The organism is uncultured Bifidobacterium sp. (assembly GCF_945269915.1).
In the GTDB taxonomy this organism is placed as follows: Bacteria; Actinomycetota; Actinomycetes; order Actinomycetales; family Bifidobacteriaceae; genus Bombiscardovia; species Bombiscardovia indica.
This window is the reverse complement of record NZ_CALYOY010000006.1, coordinates 23,935-44,511: the sequence shown is the minus strand read 5'-3', so window position 1 is coordinate 44,511 and position 20,577 is coordinate 23,935. Positions and strand designations below refer to the sequence as shown.

Genomic DNA, 20,577 nt, shown 5'->3' with positions numbered 1-20,577 from the left:
CCGGTCCGATCCGATCCAGCCAAACTGGGTTCTGCTTTCTCCGGACCTGATCTCTCGGCTCTCGTTTTTTTTTCCTCCCTGTCCAGCTCGACTCCGGTAGTGGCTGCCCTGTCCTCTTGGGTCTCTTTCCCCTGTGCTCTCTTTGGTGTTGTCCACTGTCTTCCATTGCTCGCGGTGTTTCATGGCGCTTCGTGGAGGAATTATCGCCCCCCCCCCCCTGCTCTGATGAATTTGTCTGGTTTTGTCGGCTGTGTTCACACTTGACCACAATCGTCTTTCTTCATGGTCCGGCTGATGAAGTGCATGTGTACTTGGTCTATGAGGCAGAAGCGGATTGAAGGCCAGGCATGGTCCTGGTCGAGCGAGACGGGTGGTGCCATGATGGCCGGAAGCAAGGTAGGGATGGATGAGTCCTCCAACCGGAATACCCCTGGTACGAGCTCGGGCCTTGATGTTGGTGGAAGGTCCCGGAAACCGGGCGGTCTGGTCTTTCTATGCGCCTCGGGTGGGGCGGGATTGACCACCCTGGTGGCCATGGTCTCCAAGATGTTGACCAGGCGTTCCCATGTCTGTGTCCTAGCGGATATGGACCTGGCGGGTGGGGGAATGGATGTCCTTCTGGGAATCGAGGGTGCTCCTGGTTTGCGTCTTGGGCAGATTCGCGCCCCTCTGGGGAGGATGGACTCCCAGGCCTTGCAGGAGGAGCTCCCGGTCTGGGACGGTATTCCGGTGTTGAGCAATGACCCCTGGAATGGCCGTCCGCCTGGATGGTGGGATATGGATGCGGCCCTCAGGGCCATGTCATGTTTTGCCGATCTGATCCTTATCGATGCCGGCCGTGGAACCGACTTGGAGAATTTGCGCTCGCTGGCCGGTCTGCCCAGGGTGCTGCTGGTTGACATGACGGTCCTGGGACTGGCCAGGGCCCGGTCGCTCCTGGTTGGTCCCGAATCGTTCCAGGGGGCGGGTGTGAATGGGGGTGGAGTGTCATCGGTCACGTATGGGGATCCCAGCGCCCGGGTGCCCCGCCAAGAGGGTGTGGCTCGGGGAGGCCTAAAACCGGGGTCGGACAGGGCGAATCTCGCCGGCCCCGATCCCCTGGCAGTCATAGGAATCCTGCCCCGTGCCGGGCGGTCATCCTCGGTCGTCGACCAGGAGGAGGCTGCAGATTTCCTGGGTTTTCCGCCCCTCTGTGTGCTGAAACCCAGCGCTTCCCTGGCCGGATCGATTCTGTCCGGCCTGGGCCTGGAGAAGATACCTCGCTCCTATCTGAAAGCTCTGGATTCCCTGATCGGTGTGATTGAGGATTCCCTCCTGACGGGTCCGGGCGAAGTCGAGTATTGACAGTGAGCAGCATCGGTGGTGAACGAATGATGGCTACAGGTGAATTCGGCTCTGTCCGGCGGTCCTTCCAGGGATGGGGGTCAGAGCTGACTTTCGGATACCTGAACGATCTGGTGCAGGATCGCGCCGTTACGGACATCGCCGTCACCGGGGAGGGAAGGGTCTGGGCCGATAAGGGTAGGGGCATGGAGGAGGAGATCTTGGAGCCGGGTTTTGCAAGCCCCGGGGCCGTTCGTGATTTTGCGGTGCAACTCTGCTCTCAGCTCGGCAGGCGGCTGGATGATGCCCGCCCCATTGCCGACGCGTCCAACGAGGCGGGCATCCGTATCCATGCCGTACTGGCTCCGCTGGTCCCTTCCGGTGCCTCCTTATCCATACGGCTTCCGGCCCACCGACGACCCGGACTGGAAGAGCTGGCGGCATCGGGGCTCTGCCCCCACAACTGGCTTTTCATCCTCAGGGCCCTGGTGGTCAACCGTGCCACCTTGCTGATTACAGGGGGAACGGGTGTGGGTAAGACCACCCTCCTGCGTTCCCTCCTGGCTCTCTGCCCGCCCGGGGAGCGGTTGGTCACCGTCGAAGAGGTGCGCGAGTTGGGCATGATCGAGGGGCATGGCGACCAGGTTGCCCTGGCCGCGAGGGAATCCAATGTGGAAGGAGCAGGTGCCGTCGGCCTGGTCGACCTGGTCAAGGCGACGCTGAGGATGAGACCCGATCGGATCATCCTGGGGGAGTGCCGTGGCGAGGAGATAGCCGACCTGCTGCGGGCCTTCAACTCCGGTCACACGGGTGGGATGGTCACCCTCCATGCCGACAGCGTGGAACGGGTACCTTCCCGCCTGGCTACCTTGGGGCTTCTGGCCGGCCTTCAGCCCGTGGCCTTGTCTGCCCTGGCCGAAGGGGCCTTCGGTGCGGTGATTCACCTGGAACGTCACGGGAGTCAGCGCCATATCGCCCAGATAGGAAGGCTGGTTATGGGTAGCGAGGGGACCTTGGTTGGTCTGCCTGTCTGTATTTGGTCCGGCAGTGGTCACCCCCGGTACGGTTCGGCCTGGGGTCCATTCGCCAAACGGTGGGGAATCAGGACCAGTGGTCCGGGAGGAGACCGGGAATGAACCTCGAACTTGTCTCCGTCCAGGTCTGCGTCCCGGCCCTTGCCGCTTTTGCTCTTGTCCTGACGGGGCGTAGTGGTGCCAAGCCTCGTCTCGATTCGCTGGAACCGGTGATGGAATCAAGGCCTGAACCGGTGGGGGCTGCGGTCCTGATCGCTTCTCTGATTGCACTTGTCCGTAACGGCAGTGATTTGGTGGAGGCCTTCGAGGAGTTGGCCGGTCGCCGTTTCGCTACCAGGGAGGTGACGTATGACCGAGTTCATGCCATGCTGCTGGATCGTTCTCCCCCTGCTGAACGGGGAGAGGGGATGGATATCATCGCCGCGGCTTTGGCGGCCTCGTATCGCCTCAGTGCCGAATCGGGGTGCCGGGCGTCGGACTGCCTGCAGGCGGTGGCCTCCCTGCAGAAGCGTCAGGCTGCCTTGGATGATGCCCGCGATGGGGCCTTTGCCATGCCGAGGGCCACGGTCAGGCTCCTTTCCGGTCTGCCGATTCTGACGGTCTTCCTGGGTGAGCTGTTGGGCGCTCACCCCCTGGCTTTTCTCTTCCGGTGGGGAACAGGGGTGGTTTGCCTGGCGACGGGGACTTGTTTCTATTGTGCAGGGCTGATCTGGATGTGGGTGCTCCTGAAGGGGATGGAAAAGAAGGGCGGACTCTGATGAAGGCCTTGGGATCCGCCATTCTGATTGGCCTCGCAAATGCACTGTTCCGCAGGTCGGTCGGCCTGCGCTCGCGACTTGGTCCTCATGGGAGGGCAAATGCTCCGCTCACCCTGGTCCTGGAGATGATGGCGGTAAGCCTGCGGCAGGGTGCTTCGATTCCCCAGGCCCTGGCTGGGGTAGGGCGGACCCTTGGTGGTACCTATGCAGAGGTGCTGATCCGGGTGGCCCGTCTGTTGGGTGATGGCAATGACTGGTATCTGGCCTGGTCCCAGGCCAAGCGGCATCCCCTTCTGGGGAAATCGATGGCGGTCCTGTCGGGTTGTCTGGAGTCCTCCTGGCGGCATGGAACCTCGCCTCTGAACCGGATGGAAACCACCGTCGAGCAGTTGGAGAGGCAGGCCCGCAGCGGATTGGACCAGGAGACTGCCAGGCTCTCCATTCGGATGCTGGTACCGACCGGGCTCTGCATTCTGCCTGCCTTCGTTCTCATTGGTGTCATTCCCTGTATTGCCGCCTTTGCGGGCGGAATGTTCTGAGTCGAGTCCAGATGCTTCCATCGCTCCGGTTGTTAGCTGTGTGTCTTCCCTGACGTCTTGATGAAACGTTTTGTCAAACATCTGATAATCCACAGGATGAGTTCATCGGGGCTCATTTGACCACATGCACCTTGCAGGGAGGATGAGAGGTCTGAACGGGGGCAGAGTGGGGTCACCTGGTTGGGAAGACTCGTCGTCATCGACGAAACGCAATGAATTGGGGATTTCGGAAAGGAAAGGTGGCAGTTATGACAAGCATGCACTTGGTGGTCAAGGGTAAAGGCCCGAACGGGGAGGGAGCCGAATTGGCCCGTTCTGAAAAACACACCGGCATCCGGATGGCTGCCGAGACGGGTAGGGGAGGCGGACTCGGCAGACTGAAGACGCTTCGGGTGCGGGCGCACGGGATGATGACCGAAGGTGTCTGCCGCCTCCATCAGCTTCCCCTCGCTCTGATTCAAGGAGGTGCTGCCAAAATCAAGGTGTTGACGGCACGGCCGGAGTCAGGGGCCGCGACGGCCGAGTACGCCGTGGTACTGATAGCCGCGACGGCATTCGCCGGGCTGCTCCTGGCCATCCTCAAGTCTGATACTGTTCGTTCTCTCCTGTCTTCGCTGGTTAAACAGGCCCTGAGCGTCTGATGGTCGGACCCAGTACTGCAGGGCGGGTCAGGTCCGGCTGCTTCCGGGATGCCGGAACCGATTCAGGAACGGTGACGGCCGAGTTTGCCGTAGTGCTTCCGGCGGTCATGGCCCTGGCCATACTGCTGTTGGCCCTGACCCAGACCATCCGCATCGGCATGATCTGCCAGGATGCCGCCAATGCCGCGGCCCGGGAGCTGGTGATCCACCAGGGCAAGGACGACCCGGCCGGTCTGGTGTCCCGAATGGCGGGAGGGTCATCTGAGTTGGCCCTCGAACGTTCCGGTCGCCAGGTCCAGGTCACCCTTTCCTGTCCGGTCGTCTCAACTCCGCTTGGAATCCTGCCGCCGCATATTCAAGGCAGGGCCGTTGCAATCCTTGAGGAGTGAAGGCCATGGCCGATGGAAGGAAACTCATTCGCCGGACCGTTTCGAATGAAGGCCGAAAGGAAGTGGACGCGAAAGGAGAAGAGGAGGAAACAGGGCGGAAGGAAATAGAGCAGAAGGAATCAGGTCGCACGGAATCAATCCGTGTGGAATCAGGTCGGGTGGAACCCCGCCGGAGAAGGACCGGAAATCGAATGATTCCAAGTGGACAGGCCGGAAAGGCATGTTCGCGGAAGCATGGAACCAAATCAGATGGGCCGTGGTGGCGAGGAGAGGATTGCGGGTCGGGTTCATCCATGGGAATCGCCCTGGTTGCACTGGTAGCTCTTGGACTGGTGATTGCGGCCATGGTGGGGAATCTTCTGATCTGCCGTACCAGGGCACGTACTGCAGCCGACGCCTCTGCCCTGGCTGCGGCGACGGTACTTGATGAAGGTAGTGGTTCTCCTTGCGCCCGGGCCTCTGCAGTGGCTTCCGCCAACCATGGGGATCTGACAGCATGTACGGTTGAGAGTGAGGATGTCCTGGTCGAGGTAGGGGTGGACACCTCTGTCCTCATTGTCCCCAGGGTGGCCCAATCGTCCCGTGCCGGGCCTGTCGACTGTGCCTGACCGCAGGGTGAAGGCTGAAAGCGAACGTGTCTAAAGAAATGGATAGCCTTGAACCATGGCATTGGCACTCTATAGGCGGTATCGTCCTGACACATTCGATGGCATCATAGGCCAGAATCAGGTCACGGTACCCCTTTCGCGGGCGCTGGATGAGAACAAACTCACCCATGCCTACCTTTTCTCGGGCCCCAGGGGGTGCGGGAAGACCAGCAGTGCGCGAATTTTCGCCCGGTGCATCAACTGCGCCAAGGGTCCCACCAGTCACCCCTGCGGGAAGTGTGACAGCTGCAAGGACCTGTCCACCGGAGGCCCGGGGTCGATTGACGTGGTGGAGATCGACGCGGCCAGCCACAATGGTGTCGATGATGCCAGGGAGCTCAGGGAGCGTGCCGGCTTCGCACCTGTGCGCGATCGGTATAAGATCTTCATCCTGGACGAGGCTCACATGGTCACCCAGCAGGGATTCAATGCCTTGCTCAAGATTGTCGAAGAGCCGCCAGAGCATGTCATGTTCATCTTTGCGACCACCGAGCCCGAGAAGGTCATCGGCACGATTCGTTCCAGGACCCACCACTACCCTTTCCGTCTTGTTCCCCAGGAGGTCATGGGGCCCTATCTGGAGGAAATCTGCTCCAAGGAGGACATCAAGGCCGAGCCTGGTGTGTTGAAGCTGACCATGAGGGCCGGGGGCGGTTCCGTCCGTGACACCCTATCCGTACTGGACCAGCTCATGGTGGGGGCCGCAGACGGTACCATCACCTACGACTCCGCCGTGGCCCTTCTAGGGTTCACCCCTGAATCCCTGATCGGTGAAGCGGTGGACACCTTGATCGACCACGATGGCACCGGCCTGTACGGCGTGATTCAAAAGGTGGTGGTCGGTGGGTTCGAGCCCCAGCGGTTCGTTGAGGATCTCCTGGCCCATGTCCGTGATCTTCTGGTCTTGAAGCTGGCTGGAGACAAGGCCGAAAGCGTGCTGAGCGAGGATTCCGACGCCGACCAGGCAGCAGACCTGCATCGCCAGGCGGATGCCCTGGACCTGTCCACCCTGATTTCCATGGCCGATTGCATGAACAAGACCTTGGCCAGCATGAATGGGTCCACTTCTCCGCGGATGCGACTGGAGCTGCTGGCAGCACGTCTCCTGGCTATAGGGTGTGAACCCATGGAAACCCCTCAGCAGGTTCCGGCTCCAGCTGCCGCTGCAGCCAGGCAGGCTGCTCCTGTACGGTCCGGTTTCATCGGTTCCAAGCAACAGGGTCAGTCGGGGCAGGGTGCCAGGCCATCTCAAGCCGCATCGCATGCAGGTCCTGGCCCCTTCAATCCTGCTTCCGCGGCTGCGGCAGCCGGGACCTCGACACCATCTGATCCGGCAGAGGCTGCGGCTCCTGGTGTGGCACCTGCACAGGGTGGCCAGCCCACGGCGGTGCACACCCCCACATCCGCAGCAGACGATAAGGCGTCTGTCCCGACCGGAGCCGAGCTTGACAAGCGCTGGGATGCTCTGGTCGCCGCCCTGCCGGAAGAGGTCCGAGACTATGTGGTCAGAAGCAAGGTGCCGACCGTGGACATGGCGGCCGGTCCTTCGGGCAGGCAGATGCTGGCCATGACCTTCGACAAGCCGTTGAGCCAGCACGCCTTTGCCATGGCAGTGACCTCCCGGAGCGTGGATGGGGAGACCAAGGTTCCCAGGATCATCATGGTCCGGGCCCGGCAGGAGTTCGGCGAGAAGACGATGATCGCCCCATCCGGGACGGCCGCCAATGGGGAGCCGGTGGAATCGGTCAACAAGATGTCGCCCCAGCGTCGTGCCGAGGTCAAGAAGGAGGTTGCCCTGGCCAGGGCCAACCTGTCGACCATGGGCTTGGGGTCGGCCGTCAAGCCCCATGCGGCTTCTGACATGAGTCATGCCGCCCGTGAAGCGGCCGGAGCCCAGGGTGAGCCCGACGGGGAGAAATCCTCGGCGGGCGACCAGGCCGGCACCGGCGACGGTTCGGATGAAGGTCACCACCCGGGGTCGCCTTCCGGCCAGGAAGCTCCAACCGGTGGGATGCCCTTGACTGGTCAACCCGTTTCGTCGGGTGCGATGGTTTCTGCTGACCAGCAGGTCTCAGGAGGGCAGGGAGCTTCAGCCGGGTCTGCAGATCAGGAGGCTTCGGCCCCCTTGCCGGCAGCCGGGTTCGGGTCGACTGACTCTTATGCCCAGGAGGATGACGACGATCCCTGGGCCCGTCCCATGCCTGCACAGCCAGCCGAGAAACCCGTCGACAAGGATAAGGATGACCCATCCGAGGAGCATGAGGCCAAGAAGGTCGCCCTTCCCGACCTGAGCGATGATACGGATCCATGGGCGGTCCCCGAGCAGACCAGACCGGCTGCTGGGCCGGATGCCTCCCCGATCGATTCCGGTCAGGATGATGCGGCACCCGCTGGAGATGCGCCATCAGGTCTTCCCGTTGGGTTTGGACCTGGTGCAGGATCCGGCCAGGCCGAGGCCATGCCAGGCGCTGGCGCAGAGGGGTTGGGCGGCCAGGTCGAACAGGTCCCGCAATCCGGGTCCCAGGGTGGAGTTGAGCCTCAAACCTCAGCCGGTCCTCAGGATAGCTTTGAATCGCAATCCCAGACCGTGCCTACGGGATTCCAGGTTGGTGACCAGTTTGCCTCCTTCGTGCCGCCAACCCGGAGGGTCCAGCCCGGGCAGGCCGTTCAGTCGGATTCCCCTGTTCGGCAAGGGGGTCATGTGTATCCCGGTGAACCCGGTCAACCAGACCCCGATACGGGCGGAATGCCGACGCCTGCCGTCAACCCCGAGAATGATGTCTACTCGATGCAGGATGCCCGATTGGGTGCTGACACAACCCTGAACCAGGATGACCTGACCAGAATGTTCGATGTATCCAAGGTCGAGGACTTTACCGCCGATGACCCGGCTAATCCACTGAACATACAGCGCAGGCGGCAGGCACGACAGGCGGGTGAATGATGGCCGGAACCTATGACGGGGCCATTCAGGACTTGATTGACTCCTTCTCCAAGCTTCCCGGGATAGGCCCCAAGGGGGCACAACGCATAGCCTTCTACCTTCTCGGGGCGGATAGGCAGAGTGCCCAGGACCTGGCCGATGCCATCGTCACAGTCAAGGAGAAGGTCCGCTTCTGCGAGATCTGCGGGAACGTCTGTGAGACCAGCCCCTGCCCGATTTGCCAGGACCCTCGTCGCGATCGGTCCATGATCTGCCTGGTCGAGGAGCCCAAGGACGTGATGAGCATCGAACGGACCGGGGAGTATCACGGCCTGTACCACGTTCTGGGCGGGGCCATCGACCCAATGTCCAATGTGGGCCCCGGTGACCTGCGCATCCCCGAACTGTTGAAGAGACTCAAAACGGATGAGGTCAAGGAAATCATCCTGGCCTTGGACCCCAACATCGAAGGGGAGGCCACAACCACCTATCTGGCCCGTCTTCTGGATCCCCTGGAAATCAAGGTCACCAGGTTGGCCAGCGGTCTGCCGGTGGGCAGCGACCTGGAGTATGCGGATGAAATCACCTTGGGTAGGGCGATTTCCGGCCGACGTGATGTCTGATGCCCTCGTCGAATGGTCAAGGGCCTGTACTGGGGAACCGGCGCTGGCCGCCGTTCCCATGGTTGGCGGATTCGTGGTTTCCCCGTCATCGGCTGTGGTGTCTGGCTCGGGTTCCATATGCTGGTGACCGATGCGTCCAGGACCACGGTCGTCCATATAATGGCTTCTCGTAACCTACGTCCAAGTGTCTCAACCTTCGCGGATGGAATAGCAGTGGCTCTTATCGTTCAGAAATTCGGCGGGTCCTCGGTGGCGGACTCGGATTCCATCAAGCGCGTGGCCAAACGCATCATCGAGACCAAGCATGGTGGGAACGACATGGCCGTTGTGGTTTCGGCCATGGGGGATACCACGGACGATCTGATCGACCAGGCCCTGGATGTGGACTCCAACCCGCCGGCCCGGGAGATGGACATGCTGATGACCGCCGGAGAGCGCATCTCCATGAGCCTTCTGGCCATGACCATCCACGCCCAGGGCGAAAGCGCCCACTCCTTCACCGGGTCCCAGGCGGGGTTCATGACTGATGCCAGGTATGGGGCCGCCCACATCCGTAACGTCAAGCCCTACCGGGTCATGAATGCCCTGAAGCAGGGTGAGGTCGGCATTGTGGCCGGATTCCAGGGGGTCAGCGCCGACGGCGATGCCACCACACTCGGCCGAGGGGGGTCGGATACCTCTGCCGTGGCCCTGGCTGTGGCCCTCCATGCCGATGTCTGCGAGATATACACCGATGTGGACGGGGTTTTCACGGCCGATCCCAGAATCGTACCCACCGCCCGCCGGATCTCTCGGATCTCCTATGAGGAGATGCTGGAAATGGCGGCGGGCGGATCCAAGGTCCTGGCCCTGCGGTGCGTGGAATACGCCCAGCGGTTCCACATGCCCATCCACGTGCGCAGCTCGTTCTCACACCGGCCGGGCACCCTGATCATGCCCCAGGATATGGGTGTTTCCGACATTCCCAACCTGGCACCGGACCAGCGGCAGGTGGCCCAGGCACAGCGAGTCAACCGACCGAACCACGAAGGATGACGGAAGGATGAACATGGCAGGCGGCAAATCAATGGGTGACCTCTTCCCGGACCTGAACGGCCCCGAGGCCCCGATCATCTCGGGCGTGGCCCATGACCGCAGCGAGACCCAGGTCAGCCTGCGATCGGTGCCCGACAAACCGGGTGTGGCCGCCAGGCTCTTCACCATCCTGGCCGAGGGCGGAATCAACATCGACATGATCGTTCAGGCGGGTGCCGCCACCGGCACCGTCGACATCTCCTTCACCCTGCCCAGCGCCCAGGCCGACCAGATCCACCCTCTGCTGGATAAGGCAAGGGACATCATCGAGTTCAAGTCGGTCGACATCAACTCCGAGGTGGGCAAGGTGACCCTGGTGGGGGTGGGCATGAAGACCCACTCGGGCATCACCGCCACCTTCTTCCGGGCTCTGAGCGACAAGCACATCAACGTCCTGATGATCTCCACCTCCGAGATCCGCATTTCGGCCCTGGTTCCCCTGAAGGACCTGGATGATGCCGTCAGGGCCGTCCACACGGCCTTCGAATTGGACACCGATCAGGTGGAAGCGGTCGTCTACGGCGGTACAGGCCGCTGAAGTCCGGCCTTCGGTACAATCAAAACACCAGCGGAAATCAAACAATCCGGACCAATCCAGGCAGGGCCAGGACGTTGCAGGCGTTCGGGCCGGCACAGCCGGTTCTCGGCGGAGGGGTCGGGGAGGAGATCAGGATGACGAGGATCAACGATCGGGGCATCAATGTTGCGGTGTTGGGTGCCACCGGGCAGGTCGGCATGGTCATGCGTCGGATTCTGGCCGAGCGGGACTTCCCCGTCAGGGATCTGAGGTTCCTGGCATCCGCCCACTCGGCAGGCCGGGAACTGGACTGGTGTGGCACCTCCATCACCGTGGAGGATGTGGGGAAGGCCGACCTCTCGGGCATCGACCTGGCCATCTTCTCGGCCGGCGGATCCACCTCGAAGGTCTGGGCCCCCCGCTTCGCCCAGGCCGGTGCCTACGTGGTCGACAACTCCTCCCAGTGGCGTATGGACCCCGAGGTACCCCTGGTGGTCTCCGAGGTCAACCCCGAGGACCTGGACCGGATTCCCCGTCGCATCGTGGCCAACCCCAACTGCACCACCATGGCCTGTATGCCGGTGCTGAGCCCCCTGGCCAAGGCCTATGGTCTCAGGCGGCTGATCGTCTCCTCCTACCAGGCGGTCTCCGGGGCCGGCAGGGCGGGTGTCCTCCAACTCAGGGACGAGGCCACTGCAGCCGTCGAGCAGGGAGCCGACAAGCTGGCCTTCGACGGTTCCGCCATCGACTTCCCGGTTCCGACCAAGGTGGTCAAAACCATCGCCTTCGACGCGGTCCCCTTCATCGGGGCCCTGGTGGATGACGGAAGTGAGGAAACGGACGAGGAACAGAAGCTGCGTAACGAGAGCCGCAGGATTCTCCACCTGCCCAACCTCCATGCCTCCTGTACCTGTGTGCGTGTCGGGGTCTTCACCTCGCACGGAATGAGCATCAACGCCGAATTCGACAAGGATGTGACTCCCGACCAGGCCCGTGACCTCCTGGCCAAGGCCCCCGGAGTCCGGCTTTCCGATATTCCTACCCCCCTCCAGGCGGCCGGCAGGGATCCGAGTTTCGTGGGCAGGATCCGTCAGGACCAGGCCGTCCCGGGCAGGAAGGGCCTGGCCATGTTCGTAGCCAACGACAACCTGCGCAAGGGTGCGGCTCTGAATGCCGTGCAGATCGCCGAGGTCATCGTGGCCAAGCACTTCGCAGACAGGGTCTGAGCCGCGAGGCCCGTAGGCCTGCTGGACTTGTACGGGGTCTGACGGGGCAGCGGATTGTGGCCCTGGTCAGCAGAACGCGGAACTGTGGAACCGCGGAACCGATAGACCCGGGGACCGGATCCGGACGATACCGTGCCGGTGGGGTTTGCCGCCTGGGGTCCGCCTTGATCCGATTCCGTCCAAGAGCGTTCGTGAAGATAAGAATCAGCTGGCAGGAGGGTCAGGACTCCAGAGGTTCCCAGTGGGTCATGCCGGAATTCGAGACCTGGACCTCTACGGATGCCCTCATCCCGATTCAGCGCCACGTCGTTTCTGTCCCTTGCCTGTGGTCTGTTCGTCGTCCAGACTCAGAATCCCTTCGGCGGTCTCCCGGTCGGTGGCCAGGGCGGAAATCAGTCCGGCCCTGAGGCAGGCCAGGATTCCGGGCACTTTCTGGTGTCCCCAGGCCACGCCGATGACCAGGGGGATGCGCCTGAGCCGGTCGAAATCGATAGATATGGTCCGCTCGCACAGGCTGGTGCGGATGTGGTTGCCCTGGGCGTCGATATGGTGGCCGCAGATGTGCCCGACCGCCTTGAGGGAGGTGACCTGCCGAATCAGGTCGGCGTCTTCATAATCATGGAAGATGTGTCCGGATCGCCCCTCCTCCACGGATCCGACCCCTACCACGGCCACGTCCGCATGGCCGCCCAGGGTCAGTGTGTCGGCGATCTGCTTCTCTTTGAGCATGGCCTTGGCGACGGACTTGGAGGAGAGGATCATGGGCACGGGCAGGGTGGTATAGCTGCCCCCCAGTCGTTGTGCCAGCATCCGGCAGATTTCTGGTGAATCCGTCATGGGGTTGGTGGGTGAGAGGGAGCCGATCATCTGAGCCACATTGGTCTTGGCCCAGTTCTGCGGCGGAACCTCGCGGACCGTATAGGCCACCGCATTGCCATTGGATACCGTGACCAGGGAGTCGGGTCGGGTGTGCTCCACCAGGAGGGAAGCCGCGCTGCGGGGCACCACATCGTAGCCGGTGCATCCCTGCGGGGGTTCCGAAACCCTGGCATAGTGAAGGTTGAACCGGTGTATCAGCTCTGCTTCAAGGCCCTGTAAACGTTCCAGGGGGTCCCTGATGGTGACGGAGACCAGGCCCTGGTCCTCGGCCTCCTTGAGCATCCGCGAGATGGAGGGACGCGAGTATCCCACCTTGGCTGCGATCTGGGACTGGAGCATGTGGTCCTCGTAGTACATGCGGGCGATTTCCAGGAGGAGCTGGACCCGGTCACGCGCCTGCGCGGAGGTCATCAACTGTACATCATTGAACATATGTACATCTTATCAAACGACTACGGGAGAAACAATACGAAACTAAGTGAATGAAAAGGCAAAGAATTAGGCGATTTTTTTATCGACACTTCCGTAGTGTAGCAATAGCAGTAATCATATGTGCATCTAGTTGGTTGCTTTTGGGCTGGACCGGTCACTATCGTTGATTTTGTAGGGAAGGCACCGATGCCACTGGATAGCAGGATGCGGTGCATGACAATCGCAGAGCAAACAAAGGAGTTCGAATGGCATTTGCAAGGACAATTCTCGGAGATGTGGACCCCAAGACCCTGGGTGTCGTCAACAGCCATGACCACCTGATTCGCGTCGGGGCGGGAGAGGTCTACCTGGATGGGGACCATCAGCTGGATTCGGTGGAGAAGGCCGAGACCGAGGCGGGCTACTTCGCCAAGGCCTCCCTGAACTGGAGCGACCAAGGCGGCACCGTGGTCGACATGTGCCCGATCAACTGCGGACGTGACATCGAGAAGCTGGTCGAAGTGGCCCGTTCCGTCGACCACTTGCAGGTGATCGGCGCCACCGGTTTCCATCGCGAGCATGTCTACCTGGAGACCCAGTCCCACTGGATCAACCGCTACAGTGTGGACCAGATCGCTGACCTGGTCATCGCCGACATCACCGAGGGCATCGACCGTAATGACTACACCGGTCCCCTGGTGGACCGCAGCCCCTACAAGGCCGGCGTCATCAAGATCGGCACCGCCTATGGCAAGATCACCCCCTTCGAACACAAGTGCATGGAGGCCGCGGCCAAGGCCGCCATCGAGACCGGTGCCCCGATCAACACCCACACCACTTATGGCACCTGCGGCCTGGAGCAGGCCCAGACCCTGATCGATCTGGGTGTCCCCGCCAACCAGATCGCCATCGGCCATATCCAGCGCAATGCAGACGTTTACTATCTGGAGCAGATCCTTGACCTGGGCGTCTATCTGGAGATCGACGGTACCAACCGCATCAAATACCAGCCCGATTCCAACAGGATCATGGAGCTCAAGGCTTTCAAGGAAGATGGTTTCGAGGACCGGATCCTTCTGGGCACCGATTCCGGAAAGCGCTCCTACCAGAAGGTCTACGGTTCGGTCAGCGGTGTCGACTACAACCCCGCCGTGGATGGTCCCCGCATGATTGCCGAGGGCTTCGATCCCGCCTATGTCGACAAGCTGCTGATCGGCAACGCACGCACCTTCTTCGCCTTCCGTAAGGAGGCCTGATCGCCATGGCGCAGGAGAACCGGTCGGGAGCCAGGGGCGCTCTGGAACGTCCCCAGCTGCAGATTGCCTTGGACACCTTCGACATGCCCTCGGCCCTGAAGCCCTTGAACGCGGCCATCAGCAAGATTGATGTAATTGAGTGCGGGACCGTCCTGATCATCGCTGAGGGTTTGAAAGCCGTCCGCGAGATTCGAGCGCTCTACCCTCAGAAGACCATCCTGGCCGATGTGCGTATCGCCGAGGCCGGGGCCGTCATCTCCAGGGCCTGCTTCGAGGCCGGGGCCAACTGGGTCTCGGTCGTGGCCGGGGCCAGCATGACCACGGTGGGCCAGGTCGTCAAGGTCGCCCAGGAGTTCGACGGCGAGGTGCAGATCGAGCTCGGCGAGCGGTATGATCCCGATCAGGCCAGGCAGTGGCGTGAACTTGGTGCCACCCAGGTCATCGTCCACCGCTCCCGGGATGCCGAGGCGGCCGGAACCCTGACCTGGGGCGAGAACGACAAGGAGCGCATCCGCGAACTGCATGATATGGGCTTCAAGGTCACGGTCACCGGCGGCGTCACCGCCAAGGATCTCCCCTTCTTCAAGGGTGTCCCTGTCGGTGTGGTCATCTCCGGTCGTGGCATAGTCAAGGCGGATGATCCGCTGGCGGCGGCCACCGAATTGCGCGATACGATCGACAGGGTCTGGTCCTGACGACCCCATGGGATTCCGGTCGTCCGTGGTGGTGATGCCCCTTGCACAGGAGCAAACGCGCACCCTGCGGATGGCCGGTTCCGGACCAGACGGGACCAGGCCGGATGTTCGGTGTGGGCCGCTCTCCTGCCGGAGCAGCCAGGCCCCGTCGGGACGATGACCGAACCAAGCACAGGCACTGAATGGGAGGACCCCGATCGCAGGTGGTCCGACCCGGACCGGATTCGCACAAGACGAATCGAACAGGGAAAGTGGACCGGAGAGGGACATGGCAGTCCCGGTACGGTCTGAGTGAAACAGACTAAGGAATATCGATGGCAGAGCATACCTATGACCTTTCAACGATTGGCGAAGGTCAGATCAGACTTACGGTCAGGAGGGGCGAGCGTCTGATGAATGCGCGTTCCGTTCTGATGAATCCCGCCTGTTCGGAGGCCAACGTGGCCGGTGTCCTGGCCCAGTTGCAGCGCAAGACCCTCTGGACCTCCTCACTGCCCGAGGGTGACCTGGGCGAGTACGTGCTGAGCGAGTACCGCTCGGTGGGCGTGGACCTGAGCACCATGGTCCGCAAGCCGGCCAGCCGGATCGCCCTCTACTTCATGGAGCCGGGCGAACCGCCGATGCCGGCCAATGTGATCTACGACCGGGAGTACACCCCATTCAGATCCACCGGGGTGAACGAATACGACTGGGACAGGATCTTGGACACCCGCCTGGTCTTCCTGACCGGCATCACCGCCGCCCTGACGGATACCACGGCCGAGGTTGTTACCTATGCGGCCGACCAGGCCTTCAGCCGAGGCATCGATATCGCCCTGGACGTGAACTTCCGCAGCAAACTCTGGACGGGCGAGCAGGCCAGACGTGTCCTGGAGCCCATCGCCGAGAAGGCCCGTATCCTCTTCTGCTCCATCAAGGACGCCAAAAGCGTCTTTGGGATCGAGGGAAGTGGCGAGAAGGTCTGCGAGCAGCTCTATCAGCGTTTCGGCAACGACTACATCGTCTCCACCAACCATCTGGACGGCCCCTACTTGCGTACCGCCAAGGGGATCAAGAAGTACACGACCACCACGGTCCCCGTGGTCGACCGCCCGGGTGCAGGTGACTCCTTCGTGGCTGCCACCCTGCACGGGTTCCTCTCCGATGATGTGGAGTGCGGCGTGCGCTGGGGCCAGCGTGCGGCCGAATATGCCCTGACCCACATGGGCGACCTGACCCGCATCCGTGCCCACGAGTTGGACATTCCCCTGGGCGAGGACATCAACCGCTGAAAGCCGTAAACGGCTCTTCATAGGTGTATGCACGGCCTGCCCTGCCCTGATCCCCGGTGGAATCAAGGGCGGGTCGGCCTGCTGGGAAACCCGTTTATCGACATATCCATGAAAGGGATTTCAATATGAGCGATACACAAGCCCGAACAAGCCAGGGAGGTCTGACCGCTTACGAGCAGATCGACACCCGCCCCCTGACCGGGCATCAGAAAAGCATCATCGGCCTGGCCATAGCCGGCAACATATCCGAGTTCTTCGACATGTTCCTGATCGGATTCGTGGTCTCCATCCTGACCTCGGCCTGGCATCTGACCGGTGTATCGGCGGGCATCATCCTGGCCTGCTCCGGTCTGGGCACGGTCATGGGCTCCATCGTATGGGGGCGCCTGGCCGATCGGTTCGGTCGTAAGCACGCCTTCCAGTGGTGTGTGCTCTGCTTCGTCGTGTTCACGGCCCTGTCGGTCTTCCTGCCCGACGGTGCCTGGGTCCTCCTGGCCATCCTGCGCGTGGGCGTGGGCATCGGCGTAGGCGGTCTCAACATCGTCTCCATCCCATATGTCCAGGAGTTCGTGCCCTCCAAGCAGCGCGGCATGCTCTCCGGCCTGGCTTCGGTCTTCATCCCCCTGGGTCTCCTCCTGGGTTCGGTCGCCCAGAGTGTGATTGGCGAGAACTGGCGCGTCCTGGTGGCCCTGGGCGCCATCCCGGTCCTTCTGCTCTTCTGGCTGGCCATGGTGCCCGAATCCCCCAGGTTCTATCAGAGCGTCGGCCGTGATGATGACGCCCGCAAGGCCCTGGGTTGGGCCCTGGAGCTGCCGGCCAATCAGGTCGGGGACCTGCCCAAGGTCGAGCAGGAGCAGAAGGCCAGCTACCGTCTGCTCTTCTCCAGGCATCTGAAGCCACTGATCATCATCTCCGTTGGCTCTTTCTGCTTCATTTTGGGTTCCTTTGCCATTCAGTCCTGGGGCCAGACCCTGATGAAGGATGCCTTCGGATTCTCGACCAAGATGGTGGCATACCTCTTCATGGGCGTCTCGGTGGCCGACTGCATCGGCCGGTTCGGTTCGGCCTGGTTGGCTGATGTCATCGGCCGACGCTGGACGATGTTCTCCTTCGGCATCATCGGTGCCCTCGGCTGCTTCTACGCCGCCTTCTTTCACAATTCGGGCTGGCAGTTCTACATCGCCGTCCTGGTCATCATGACCTTCGCCGATGGCGTATTCGGCATCCTGAACGCCTTCGGCGGTGAGCAGTTCCCCAACGATGTACGCTCGACCGGTCTGGGTCTGGGATACGGCATCGGGGCCACTGCAAAAATCGTCGGCCCGATCTTCATGGGCCTCCTGGTCGGTGGGGATTATGTCTCCCAGCACATCAACATCGGCGTGGTCACCACGGCCTTCACCTTCTTCGGTGTCTGCCTGGTCATCGGTGCCGTGGTCTATCTCTTCGCCCAGGAGACCAAGGGCAAGGATCTGGAAAGCCTCTGATCGGGTATTCCGTACGGAAACGCGGGCAGGGTCGTCCTCGGGGAGGGGGGCGGTCCTGCCCGTTTCCATCAGGTTCGTTTGGGGGCGGGCCTGTCTTTGCCCAGACCGGACAGGTTTTCTCCGCGGTCTGTCCATTCTTTCCGGTGCTTCTTTCCAGGACCGACAACCTTTCGTCCGGATGGGCGGTAGCTGTGATCGGCAAGAATGGTTCCGACGGTCTCGCCGATGTCTGTCACGCTCGGATTCGCCTGTCCAGAACCTTCCCGCACCCGGGTCTGTTCACCTGTCCAGCCGCCGTGGGCTGGTCGTTGCCGACGGGGACGACCACCAGGGGACCGCGCAGGACAGGGCTTCGTTGACGCTGTTCATTCCGCCGTGGGTGATGAAGAGGTTGGCCTGTTCCCGTACCGGATTGCGGCAAAGAGGGTCGGGTCGCTACGTTGGAGGGGATGACTCCCAGTCGGCCAGGTGGTATGTCCAGGGTGGGCACCAGGACCGAAACGTCCAGATTGGCCGGAGCCTCCGTCAGCTGGCGTGGTATTCCCGCCCCGACCCCCGGCTGGTTCTCCGGGGACACGCAGGTCAGTGGTTTTCTTCTCATGGAGGGACATGCCACTCCTGATACCCCCCGCATTCCTCATAACCGTCATTGTCCGTCTTCCTCCTCGTCATCCTCGCCACACCACTGGTCCCTTGCAGGCAGGCGGCTGGTTCGACAGGGTGGTAGCCCTGCTCGGGAGACGTCTTCTGGTGGGGTTGCATGGGGCGGACCGTATAGGCATGGTTCCTCCGAGGCTGGTAAGCCAGAGCTTCGCACCGATGTCGTCGTGGGCGGGATGGGATCGTCGCCTGAGCAAGCCCCCACTGATCGACACAGGGCGGGATGCTTGAAGACGGAGGTCATGTATGGCCCTCCGGTTTCGCCCGGTTCCCTCAGGATCATGGAGTTGAGGGCAAAGGCGGAGAAAGGCGGTGGGAGGGTATCCCCGCCTCGGCCGCCAGGGCCGCGCCGGGCAGGAAGAACATTTCGTGGATCAGGCGTCATAGGCCGGTGCCATCCCTCGGGCGGTCTGGTAGGCGGCCGACCATGAAAAGATTTCCCACAGGGGCCGATTGGGGGGGGGGCGGTCATGCCGCATGCGGTTGTAGGCGGAAAAGCCCGCGCCTGTCGTTCCGATGCGCTCTTGCCAATCGGGGGCATTGATGGAATCCGCCTCGCGCCCCTGCCCGACCGGGTCTTTGGCGGGTCCCAGTGTGGGGTTGGGGTGACCGGCGAAGGGCAGGTTGACCATGAGCACCCTGCCACTGCAGGGTTGGTGATGTTCGATGGCTTTGCCCCCAGGGTCTGTCCTCCTATGCCGAGGGGTTGGCGGAGCGGACCCCCGGGGTTGCCATCTGTGCCATACCTCGAATGGCGGTTCATGGTTGTGTCCCCTCGACCTTCAGCCGGGCTCTGGTTTCATCGACCAGGATCGGGTCGATCACCGGGGCCTGACAGACCTCCAGGAGGCGCATGATCCAATCCATCCTGGCAGCCTGCTCCGTGAATCGGTTCCCGAGATGAGGGGTCAAGCCAGATGTCCGGCAGGATGAGACGGTCCTAAGTCGTATGGGCCGGGTCGGGGCATTTGAATTCGTCGTTTTGCCGACCGGTTTGCGGCATCGAGGCAAGTTGCCCGGAGAGGCGCCCCTTGATCGAGTGGAGAGTGAAGAGCAATGCGAACGGTGCCTTTTCGGCCGCACCGTGACGAGATCAGGCTGGTCATGTCTGGGGAGGTGGGGACCTGGCGCAGCCATCCGGTGACCTTCTCCCGGGGTTGTCGGGTTCCTGCATGCCCAGGCCTGCAGGGCGTTCGGCGTATGGTTCTCCTGGGTTCAGACCAGGTCCTGCAGGGTTGCTTGGAGGGGAAGTGGTGGTGGAAGAACCCCTCGGAGACTCCCGACCGGTCGGGGATGTCCTGCATGGAGGTCTCGCCATATCCCTGTGACATGAAGAGGCTCCTGGCTGCTTCCAGAATCCGTGACAGGGTTGGTTTTGCCTTGGCCTCGCGCCGATCGGTGCCCTCCTGCATGCAATTCCCGTTCTTCACTCGAAAGCCGGTTGTCGGTCTGTTATTGATGACGGGCTGGCACATTGTTCAGACGGGCAAAAGTCCCGGATAGCGGTCAGATTGCCGGGTGGCCCTACACTTGGTGGCATGACCAAATCATCTGACGAGGCACGGCGGCAACTGGACCGGATTGTGGCCCTGGGGTATCCAGACGTGGCTGATGTGAGCGCCTCCGCCTTCAGATCCCTGGCCCAGCCTCTTATCTCGGCCCTGGAAGGAACCGAGCTGGGTGATCAGATACTGCTCATACCGACCCGGGAGCTGGTCAGCCCCGAGTCCCTGATCGCCCGTACCAGCATCAACCGGATGGCCGGTTTTACCACCATGCCCCCGCGTGACATCGCCAGCTTCCTGCCCCAGAACGGGTTCGAGCCCCCTGAGGGGCCTTTCTATATCGTCTTGGAGCCTCATACGGGCACCTGCTATGTCAACAGGGAACCGGATGTCGCCCGCAAGCTCATCGACTCGGATGACCGTCTGCCCCTCACCCTGGAGGAGGGCCTGGCCGTCGCCACCCAACACCCCGACTGGCTGGCCGTCAAGAACGGGTTCAACCTTCTTGGCTCGCACAGCGCCGACGGTCGCGTCCCCAGCATCTGGATGAGCCAGACGGCACCCCGCCTGGGCTCGGTCTGGCCCAATTCCCGCCACACCTGGCTGGGCAACGCATACTGCCTGGGCCGTCGCGGCATCTCCCTCTTCCGGTGAGGGAAATCCCCGGATCAACGTTCGTCGGGTGACCGCCGGCCATGTTTTCCGGCAATCGATGGTTA

The 20,577-nt window shown here is 62.2% G+C and carries 19 protein-coding genes and 1 pseudogene; 17 read left to right on the top strand and 3 right to left on the bottom strand.

The window, feature by feature from the left end:
• The first annotated feature begins 381 nt into the window (after window positions 1–381).
• The 12 genes and pseudogenes from Q0K62_RS02070 (at window position 382) to Q0K62_RS02015 (ending at window position 11,694) form a co-directional block, all read left to right on the top strand.
• Window positions 382–1,344, top strand: a complete 963-nt coding sequence (locus Q0K62_RS02070; RefSeq protein ID WP_297316326.1) for a hypothetical protein — start codon at window positions 382–384, stop codon at window positions 1,342–1,344.
• A gap of 29 nt (window positions 1,345–1,373) precedes the next feature.
• Window positions 1,374–2,459, top strand: a complete 1,086-nt coding sequence (locus Q0K62_RS02065; RefSeq protein WP_297316343.1) for an ATPase, T2SS/T4P/T4SS family — start codon at window positions 1,374–1,376, stop codon at window positions 2,457–2,459.
• Window positions 2,456–3,115, top strand: a complete 660-nt coding sequence (locus tag Q0K62_RS02060; RefSeq protein ID WP_297316325.1) for a pilus assembly protein — start codon at window positions 2,456–2,458, stop codon at window positions 3,113–3,115. Before Q0K62_RS02065 ends, Q0K62_RS02060 begins: the two co-directional genes overlap by 4 nt.
• Window positions 3,115–3,654, top strand: a complete 540-nt coding sequence (locus tag Q0K62_RS02055) for a type II secretion system F family protein (protein WP_297316324.1) — start codon at window positions 3,115–3,117, stop codon at window positions 3,652–3,654. Before Q0K62_RS02060 ends, Q0K62_RS02055 begins: the two co-directional genes overlap by 1 nt.
• A 470-nt stretch (window positions 3,655–4,124) precedes the next feature.
• Window positions 4,125–4,295, top strand: a pseudogene (locus Q0K62_RS02050) (DUF4244 domain-containing protein); the annotation flags it as partial.
• A complete protein-coding gene (locus Q0K62_RS02045; protein ID WP_297316323.1) occupies window positions 4,295–4,684 on the top strand; it encodes a TadE family type IV pilus minor pilin in 390 nt (129 codons plus the stop codon). The pseudogene Q0K62_RS02050 and the gene Q0K62_RS02045, both read left to right, overlap by 1 nt.
• 5 nt (window positions 4,685–4,689) lie before the next feature.
• Window positions 4,690–5,292, top strand: a complete 603-nt coding sequence (locus Q0K62_RS02040; RefSeq protein WP_339350351.1) for an Rv3654c family TadE-like protein — start codon at window positions 4,690–4,692, stop codon at window positions 5,290–5,292.
• A gap of 55 nt (window positions 5,293–5,347) precedes the next feature.
• Window positions 5,348–8,275, top strand: a complete 2,928-nt coding sequence (gene dnaX / locus Q0K62_RS02035; protein WP_297316321.1) for a DNA polymerase III subunit gamma/tau — start codon at window positions 5,348–5,350, stop codon at window positions 8,273–8,275.
• The gene (recR, locus tag Q0K62_RS02030; protein WP_297316342.1) at window positions 8,275–8,877 is read left to right on the top strand and encodes a recombination mediator RecR; all 603 of its coding nucleotides are present in this window, start codon (window positions 8,275–8,277) and stop codon (window positions 8,875–8,877) included. The genes dnaX and recR overlap by 1 nt, the downstream gene beginning before the upstream one ends.
• 213 nt (window positions 8,878–9,090) lie before the next feature.
• Window positions 9,091–9,912 (top strand): aspartate kinase, encoded by an 822-nt coding sequence (locus Q0K62_RS02025; protein ID WP_297316320.1) that lies wholly within the window; start codon window positions 9,091–9,093, stop codon window positions 9,910–9,912.
• A 13-nt stretch (window positions 9,913–9,925) separates the two neighbouring features.
• The gene (locus Q0K62_RS02020; RefSeq protein ID WP_297316319.1) at window positions 9,926–10,489 is read left to right on the top strand and encodes an ACT domain-containing protein; all 564 of its coding nucleotides are present in this window, start codon (window positions 9,926–9,928) and stop codon (window positions 10,487–10,489) included.
• A gap of 134 nt (window positions 10,490–10,623) precedes the next feature.
• Complete coding sequence (locus Q0K62_RS02015; RefSeq protein ID WP_297316318.1) at window positions 10,624–11,694, top strand: aspartate-semialdehyde dehydrogenase; 1,071 nt, start codon at window positions 10,624–10,626, stop codon at window positions 11,692–11,694.
• 285 nt (window positions 11,695–11,979) lie between these two features.
• On the opposite strand, the gene Q0K62_RS02010 is transcribed toward Q0K62_RS02015, so the two are convergent.
• Window positions 11,980–13,005, bottom strand: a complete 1,026-nt coding sequence (locus Q0K62_RS02010) for a sugar-binding domain-containing protein (RefSeq protein WP_297316317.1) — start codon at window positions 13,003–13,005, stop codon at window positions 11,980–11,982.
• Window positions 13,006–13,250: 245 nt separating this feature from the next.
• Between Q0K62_RS02010 and Q0K62_RS02005 the strand changes: the two genes are divergently transcribed.
• From Q0K62_RS02005 to Q0K62_RS01990, 4 genes are all read left to right on the top strand, one after another.
• Window positions 13,251–14,240 carry a hypothetical protein gene (locus tag Q0K62_RS02005; protein WP_297316316.1) on the top strand — a complete coding sequence of 330 codons (990 nt, stop codon included), beginning with the start codon at window positions 13,251–13,253 and terminating at the stop codon, window positions 14,238–14,240.
• A 5-nt stretch (window positions 14,241–14,245) separates the two neighbouring features.
• Window positions 14,246–14,935, top strand: a complete 690-nt coding sequence (locus Q0K62_RS02000; protein WP_297316315.1) for a 3-keto-L-gulonate-6-phosphate decarboxylase UlaD — start codon at window positions 14,246–14,248, stop codon at window positions 14,933–14,935.
• Between the two features lie 314 nt (window positions 14,936–15,249).
• Window positions 15,250–16,206, top strand: a complete 957-nt coding sequence (locus Q0K62_RS01995; RefSeq protein ID WP_297316314.1) for a sugar kinase — start codon at window positions 15,250–15,252, stop codon at window positions 16,204–16,206.
• A 125-nt stretch (window positions 16,207–16,331) separates the two neighbouring features.
• Window positions 16,332–17,693: an MFS transporter gene (locus Q0K62_RS01990; protein ID WP_297316313.1), complete on the top strand. Its 1,362-nt coding sequence runs from the start codon at window positions 16,332–16,334 to the stop codon at window positions 17,691–17,693.
• 1,034 nt (window positions 17,694–18,727) lie between these two features.
• Here Q0K62_RS01990 and Q0K62_RS01985 read toward each other — a convergent pair.
• Complete coding sequence (locus Q0K62_RS01985) at window positions 18,728–18,985, bottom strand: hypothetical protein (RefSeq protein WP_297316312.1); 258 nt, start codon at window positions 18,983–18,985, stop codon at window positions 18,728–18,730.
• 276 nt (window positions 18,986–19,261) lie between these two features.
• Window positions 19,262–19,765: a TetR/AcrR family transcriptional regulator gene (locus tag Q0K62_RS01980; RefSeq protein WP_297316311.1), complete on the bottom strand. Its 504-nt coding sequence runs from the start codon at window positions 19,763–19,765 to the stop codon at window positions 19,262–19,264.
• Between the two features lie 126 nt (window positions 19,766–19,891).
• On the opposite strand from Q0K62_RS01980, the gene Q0K62_RS01975 reads away from it, so the two are divergent.
• Window positions 19,892–20,512, top strand: a complete 621-nt coding sequence (locus Q0K62_RS01975; protein WP_297316310.1) for a DUF5701 family protein — start codon at window positions 19,892–19,894, stop codon at window positions 20,510–20,512.
• The last annotated feature ends 65 nt before the right edge of the window (window positions 20,513–20,577 follow it).

What these genes read in the sequence shown, in the direction of transcription:
- Q0K62_RS02045 (WP_297316323.1), top strand. Translation starts at nt 4,295, where the DNA reads ATGGTCGGACCCAGTACTGCAGGGCGGGTCAGGTCCGGCTGCTTCCGG.
- Q0K62_RS02065 (WP_297316343.1), top strand. Translation starts at nt 1,374, where the DNA reads ATGGCTACAGGTGAATTCGGCTCTGTCCGGCGGTCCTTCCAGGGATGG.
- Q0K62_RS01990 (WP_297316313.1), top strand. Translation starts at nt 16,332, where the DNA reads ATGAGCGATACACAAGCCCGAACAAGCCAGGGAGGTCTGACCGCTTAC.
- Q0K62_RS01995 (WP_297316314.1), top strand. Translation starts at nt 15,250, where the DNA reads ATGGCAGAGCATACCTATGACCTTTCAACGATTGGCGAAGGTCAGATC.
- Q0K62_RS02010 (WP_297316317.1), bottom strand. Translation starts at nt 13,005, where the DNA reads ATGTTCAATGATGTACAGTTGATGACCTCCGCGCAGGCGCGTGACCGG.
- Q0K62_RS01975 (WP_297316310.1), top strand. Translation starts at nt 19,892, where the DNA reads ATGACCAAATCATCTGACGAGGCACGGCGGCAACTGGACCGGATTGTG.
- Q0K62_RS02000 (WP_297316315.1), top strand. Translation starts at nt 14,246, where the DNA reads ATGGCGCAGGAGAACCGGTCGGGAGCCAGGGGCGCTCTGGAACGTCCC.
- dnaX (WP_297316321.1), top strand. Translation starts at nt 5,348, where the DNA reads ATGGCATTGGCACTCTATAGGCGGTATCGTCCTGACACATTCGATGGC.
- Q0K62_RS01985 (WP_297316312.1), bottom strand. Translation starts at nt 18,985, where the DNA reads ATGGTCAACCTGCCCTTCGCCGGTCACCCCAACCCCACACTGGGACCC.
- Q0K62_RS02040 (WP_339350351.1), top strand. Translation starts at nt 4,690, where the DNA reads ATGGCCGATGGAAGGAAACTCATTCGCCGGACCGTTTCGAATGAAGGC.
- Q0K62_RS02020 (WP_297316319.1), top strand. Translation starts at nt 9,926, where the DNA reads ATGGCAGGCGGCAAATCAATGGGTGACCTCTTCCCGGACCTGAACGGC.
- Q0K62_RS02055 (WP_297316324.1), top strand. Translation starts at nt 3,115, where the DNA reads ATGAAGGCCTTGGGATCCGCCATTCTGATTGGCCTCGCAAATGCACTG.
- Q0K62_RS02060 (WP_297316325.1), top strand. Translation starts at nt 2,456, where the DNA reads ATGAACCTCGAACTTGTCTCCGTCCAGGTCTGCGTCCCGGCCCTTGCC.
- Q0K62_RS01980 (WP_297316311.1), bottom strand. Translation starts at nt 19,765, where the DNA reads ATGCAGGAGGGCACCGATCGGCGCGAGGCCAAGGCAAAACCAACCCTG.
- Q0K62_RS02070 (WP_297316326.1), top strand. Translation starts at nt 382, where the DNA reads ATGGCCGGAAGCAAGGTAGGGATGGATGAGTCCTCCAACCGGAATACC.
- Q0K62_RS02015 (WP_297316318.1), top strand. Translation starts at nt 10,624, where the DNA reads ATGACGAGGATCAACGATCGGGGCATCAATGTTGCGGTGTTGGGTGCC.
- Q0K62_RS02005 (WP_297316316.1), top strand. Translation starts at nt 13,251, where the DNA reads ATGGCATTTGCAAGGACAATTCTCGGAGATGTGGACCCCAAGACCCTG.
- recR (WP_297316342.1), top strand. Translation starts at nt 8,275, where the DNA reads ATGGCCGGAACCTATGACGGGGCCATTCAGGACTTGATTGACTCCTTC.